Origin of the sequence: Alcanivorax sp., from assembly GCF_014762765.1 — a bacterium.
In the GTDB taxonomy this organism is placed as follows: domain Bacteria; phylum Pseudomonadota; class Gammaproteobacteria; order Pseudomonadales; family Alcanivoracaceae; genus Alcanivorax.
Genome location: NZ_JABURH010000202.1, coordinates 1 through 5,495, shown reverse-complemented (window position 1 = coordinate 5,495; position 5,495 = coordinate 1). Strand labels below are relative to the sequence as shown.

The window sequence follows — 5,495 nt, the reverse complement described above, 5'->3', positions numbered from 1 at the left end:
TTTTTGCCGGTTACGCTTACCCCTATCAATCCCGTAGGATAGGTTCATCATTGGACAGCCGTTCCGATTCGCGTTGCGTTCATTTCCAAGGAGATCCCATGAGTGATGCACAATTTGATGTAGTGGTATTCGGCGCCACCAGTTTTGTCGGCCAAATTCTTTGCCAATACCTCACCGACACCTATGGGGTAAATGGCGAGCTGAAATGGGCCGCGGCCGGACGTTCGAAGGATAAGCTGGAAAAGGTAAGAGCCCAGTTGGGTGCAGCGGGCAGTGAACTGCCATTGCTCACCGCCGATGCCAACGATGATGCCAGCCTGGACACCCTCTGCGCCCAGACCCGGGTGGTAGTATCCACCGTGGGGCCTTACGCGCTCTATGGCGAACCCATGATCCGCGCCTGCGTATCCAGTGGTACCGATTACTGCGACCTGACCGGTGAGGTGCAATGGATTGCCGCCATGCTGGAAGAGTATGAAGACCAGGCCAAACAGAGTGGAGCCCGCATCGTGCACTGCTGCGGTTTTGATTCCATTCCTTCGGACATGGGCACCTACTTCCTGCAGCAGCAGTCCCAGGCCCGATTCAAGGCGCCGGCCACCCGGGTAAAAATGCGCGTAAAGGTCGCTAAAGGCGGAGTCTCTGGCGGCACCGTGGCGAGCATGATGAATATTGCCGAAGAAGCCGCAGGAGACCCGGCCCTGCGCAAGAAACTGGCCAACCCCTATCTGCTGTGTCCGCCGAATCATGGTTTCAATGCTCGTCAGGACAGCATCAGCATGCCGCGCAACGATGAAGACTTCGGTGCCTGGGCAGCACCTTTCGTGATGGACGCCATCAACAGCCGTATCGTGCATCGCTCCAACGCACTCAACGGCAAGGCCTACGGCGACAACTTCACCTATAACGAAGCCATGCTTGCCGGCCCCGGTATCAGCGGTCGCCTGAAAGCCTTGGGCATTGGTACCGGCACCGGTCTGTTCTTCGCCGCCGCGGCGATCAAACCAACCCGCTGGTTGCTGAACAAATTCGTGGTGCCGCAACCCGGCGAAGGCCCCAGCCCGGAAGCCCAGAAAGCCGGCTTCTATGACATCCGCTTTTTCGGCGTTACCGACAACAGCGACAGCATCCGCGTGAAAGTCACCGGTGATGCGGACCCGGGCTACGGCTCCACCGCCAAGCTGCTGGGCCAGGCTGCAGCCTGTCTGGCGCAGGATGTGCCTGCGGATGCCCCCGGCGGTTTCTGGACCACCGCGTCCCTGCTCGGCGATTCGTTGCTGCAACGCTTGCAGGAAAAAGCCGGCATGACCTTCACCGTCATCGACTGACATCACAAACCGGGCTGTGACATCAGTCACAGCCCACAGCAATTTCAGCTATTGGCGGATGCCACGATTATGGCCAATCCGTATCCTTTCCGGTTTTCGCACAGGAAGGGACTGCCATGGAAGCGCTGGCCATACTGAAAATCCTCCTCATACTCGTTCTTCTAGGCTCTACGATTTACAGCGTCATCGTCTATCAGAGTCGCAAGAAAGCCTCATTGAAAACCCTCGCCACCTTCCGCCAGGAAACAAGCCCACAACGGAATCTGGATGCCGCCGAGCATCGCCTTCTCGGCCAGATCATTGCCCAGGCGGAAAGCAAAACCCTGGGCGAGCTCACCAGTAACGAGGTCTACCCGCTGAGTGGCCCCTACCTGCGCCATGGCCTGGAAACCAATGGCAATACGGTCTGGCATGACACCATCGGTGGCGTGGAAGTATTACTCCCCTACGATGCGGACTATTTTCTCCGCGAACACAATGACGCCCTGGTCGTACTGGCCGAGAAGCAGGCCATCGTGATTGCGCTCAACGATGAGTTCTGCCTTGCTGGAGGAGAAGAGCGAGAGCAACGTCGCGAGCAGAAACAAAACCAGTGGGAAAGCGGCGAATACGGTGAGCTGTCACGGGTGTTTGATGCAGATGGCAACGAGGCAGAAGACGACCAGGGAAACTCACTGACCATCCGCGAGCAGCGTCAGGAAAGCGACGCGGAAATGGAAGCGCGACGTGGACGCGGTGTCGCCTTGCTACCCGCTTTTCTCTGGACGATTGCGTTCGTCTGCCTCGCTATTTCCCTGGTCGCCGACACCACCCTGGTGCTGACGATCTGCCTGTCGGTCAGCCTGCTGGCAATCCTGTTCGCCCTCTACCAATTCTTTCGTCGCCAATCCCCCGGCGAGCCACTGAAGGTAAACCAGGTCTACGGGCAGATTCGCCTAACCCCGGTGGGCGTGGATGAACAGAACAACGTGCAGATATCCGTCACGCTGAACGAAAGCATCGGCTTCAACCTTCCGGAACACTGGCGCCCCTTGATTACCTATGAAGATGGCCAGCACCAGGAGATGGCCATCCGGGTCGACGATTACAGTGTCGTCAGTTACGGCAACCGGATGTCACTGGATCAGGAAGTGCGCCGCTTTCCTCCGGTGTACTGGGGGCGACACCTGACCCTGGCCATCGTCGGCGCCATTGCCCTGCTGTTCCCGCTAAGCGATGCCACCCAGACCGGCCGTGATCTGCTGTTCACCGGCCACTGGCTTGCCGGCACCGGCACCGCCGACATTGGTGATCCTGAAACGCTGCTGAACCCGCCGCCGTCCCCCGGCACCCTGGTCAGCCTCACCGGCAACGGCCATTGCGCAGTGGAAACGGGCAACCACTATCCCGCGTTCAACTGCCGACGACTCCACTGGGGCGCCGACGCACCACAGGCCAACCCTCAGCCAACACCGCCAGTCATTGAGCAGCTGCAGGACCGGGAATTGCTGCTGACCGAGAAAGACAGCTACCTGTCATTGATGGCTACCATGCAGGGCTGGAACAGCTACCGCGATGGCAGCCCGGTGATATTCAGCAACCTGCCGGCAATCATCGATGCGGTAGATGACGCTTGCAGCCAGGACGATGTCAGCACAGAAGTCAGCCGCCAATGTGAGCGCACCCAACGCTTCATACTGGAGCGCCTGGCCCTCACCCTGGATACCAACCCGGATAACTGGTCTGCGCTTCGGGAGCAGGTGCTGGCCCGGCAGGATAGCGACAAACCGGTCACCGCTGTCACCAGTGAAGCCCAGGCCCGCGGGCTGAGAAGACTCATTCAACAGCTGGTCGATACGCTGAATGCCGAGCGCAGTATTCTCATCGCGCAAGAGATTGCCGAGAGTCAGCAGGGCGGCGTACTGATCCAGGTAGTGCAAGGGAGAATGCCTGCCTCCCTGGAAACGATTAGCAGCTATGACAGGAGCGCCATGCTGGGTCGCCTGCTTACCATGATCGACAACCCGGAGGGAGAAACCTTTCAGTTGGAAGGGATGGTCACGGCCTACCAGAATGATGGCGACACCAGCCCGGTGCTCAGCCTGGATCTGACCCGCAACAACGACACCGCAAAAGCACCGCTGATCAATGTCCTGTGGCTATTGCTGTCCGCTGGCCTTCTGCTCGGTCATGGCCTGCTGGCTGTGATCCGCTTCCTGCAGAGCCGAAAAAGAGACGAGAGCATTAGTGCCTTCTACGCATGATGAGTAGAAGGCACCAAGAAAGTGGCGGGGCCTGATGGACCCGCCAATGGTTAATTGGAGTTACATCCCCAGGCACGGACCATGCACTGCTGCCCACCCTGGCTGCGGCAGTACTGCAGCGCCGTATTCTGCGCCTGACCACCACTGTAAGCTGTGCCCCACCCGTAGGCAGTGCTACCCCGCGCCTGATCGGCGGCATAGGCCGCACAGCCGGACGAAAAGGTCTGCACCACACGGCAACCGTAACCGCATTCGCTCAAGGCACGGCTCTGCGCTTCGGACATGCTGCTGTAGTCATAACTGAAGCCATATTGATCCCCCTGATTACTATCGATGGCCAGGGCACCGTTCGCGCCGGCAACCGATGCCATGGCCATGGATAGCAGCAACACCAGACTCTGGATTTTCATGATGATTCTCTCATTGTGTGTAATCCGCTTGCCCGCATGGAATGCAGACCAGACAAACACACGAGAAACCGTCAGGCACACTCTCCTCCCGATCTCCCGCATAGAAGACAAGAGTAGGCGCCGCCAACAATGGCCACATCCCCTAAATGAGGTATTCGCGCCGGGCCAAAGAAAAGGAAAACAGAACGGTAGGGTGGGTTAGCCGAAGGCGTAACCCACCAGAAATGTCGTGCCAGACCGGGATCTTATGATGGTGGATTACACCCTGCGGGCTAATCCACCCCAGGAGTCGGTGCGCCGGCCAGGGCGCGGTACACGGCCACCATGGCCAGCACCACATCGGTCTGACTGCGTACCCGGGCATCCCGGGTGGCGGTCAGTTCCTGCTCCGCGGCGAGCACCTCAAAGTAGCCGATAAAACCTCGCTCATAGCGGGTGCGGGCCAGCTCGGCGGCCAGCTCGGCATTCTCTGCTGCCTGCTCCAGATGCCCGGCCCGCTGGCGGGCGCGCTGGTAACGGACCAAGCGCGTCTCGGTGTCTTCCAGGGCCGACAGCACCGCCTGCTGATACTCCGCCAGGGCGGCGCGACTGTCCGCGTCGGCGGCATCAATACGCGCCTTGACCTTGCCGTGATCCAGGAAGGTCCAGTCGATGCCCAGCGCCACCCGCCGGGTTTCTGCCGGGCCGCTGAACAAATCGCTGCTGTCCGCCGCCACCGAGCCCAGCAGACCACTGAGGGTAAAGCGCGGGAACAGGTCCGCCGTGGCCACCCCGATGCGGGCGGTGGCCGCGGCCAGGCGCCGTTCCGCCGCCGCAATATCCGGGCGACGGCGCAGTACATCGCCGGGGCTGTCCACCGGGATCACCGGCAGCGTTCCCGGCAAACCCGTATCTCGCTCCAGTGTGGCAATCAACGCCGCCGGCGGCTGGCCGGTGAGCACGGCGATGCGATGCATGGCTGCACGGATACCGGCGCGCAGGGTGGGCAACGCTGCCCGGGTGCGCTGTAGCTGGGAGCGGGCGCGAACCCGGTCGAACTCGGTGCCGCGACCGGCATCCACCCGGGCAGACACGATATCCAGGGTCTCCTGCTGCAGGGCCACGTTCTGCTCGGCCACCTGCAACTGCTGTTGCAGCCCGCGCAGCTCGAAGTAGCTGCTGGCCAGTTGCCCCACCAGCGCCACCTGCAACGCGCCCAGGTCGGCACCGGCGGCTTGCAGCTCCGCCTGTTGCGACTGGGTGGCCCGGCGCAATCGACCGAACAGGTCCAACTCCCAGTTGGCGGCGAGGCCGGCCTGGTACCGTTCCACCCGTTCCGGGCCGGCACCGGGCGGGGTGCGCTCCACGTCCGCCAGGTGCTGCTCGGCGCCGCTGGCACTGGCGGTAATGCTGGGCCACTGCTCACGCTTGGCGCCATACAGCAACGCCGCAGCACGATCGTAGCGGGCCAGGCCGGCTTGCAGGCTGTGGTTGGCGGCCAGGGTCTGGTCGATCAGTTGCCCCAGCAGCGGGTC

4 protein-coding genes are annotated in these 5,495 nt (G+C 61.3%); 2 read left to right on the top strand and 2 right to left on the bottom strand.

Going from position 1 to position 5,495, the window contains the following annotated elements; translation table 11 throughout:
* Positions 1–98: 98 nt before the first annotated feature.
* Positions 99–1,328, top strand: coding sequence for a saccharopine dehydrogenase NADP-binding domain-containing protein (locus HUJ17_RS15755; protein ID WP_290511583.1), 1,230 nt, complete (start codon positions 99–101; stop codon positions 1,326–1,328).
* A gap of 116 nt (positions 1,329–1,444) precedes the next feature.
* Entirely contained in the window at positions 1,445–3,571 is a 2,127-nt protein-coding gene (locus HUJ17_RS15750) for an IgaA/UmoB family intracellular growth attenuator (protein WP_290511582.1), read from the top strand.
* A gap of 50 nt (positions 3,572–3,621) precedes the next feature.
* On the opposite strand, the gene HUJ17_RS15745 is transcribed toward HUJ17_RS15750, so the two are convergent.
* Both HUJ17_RS15745 and HUJ17_RS15740 read right to left on the bottom strand, forming a co-directional pair.
* Positions 3,622–3,981: a DUF4189 domain-containing protein gene (locus HUJ17_RS15745; protein WP_290511581.1), complete on the bottom strand. Its 360-nt coding sequence runs from the start codon at positions 3,979–3,981 to the stop codon at positions 3,622–3,624.
* 272 nt (positions 3,982–4,253) lie between these two features.
* On the bottom strand, positions 4,254–5,495 hold a 1,242-nt coding region (locus tag HUJ17_RS15740), incomplete at its 5' end, for an efflux transporter outer membrane subunit (protein WP_290511580.1).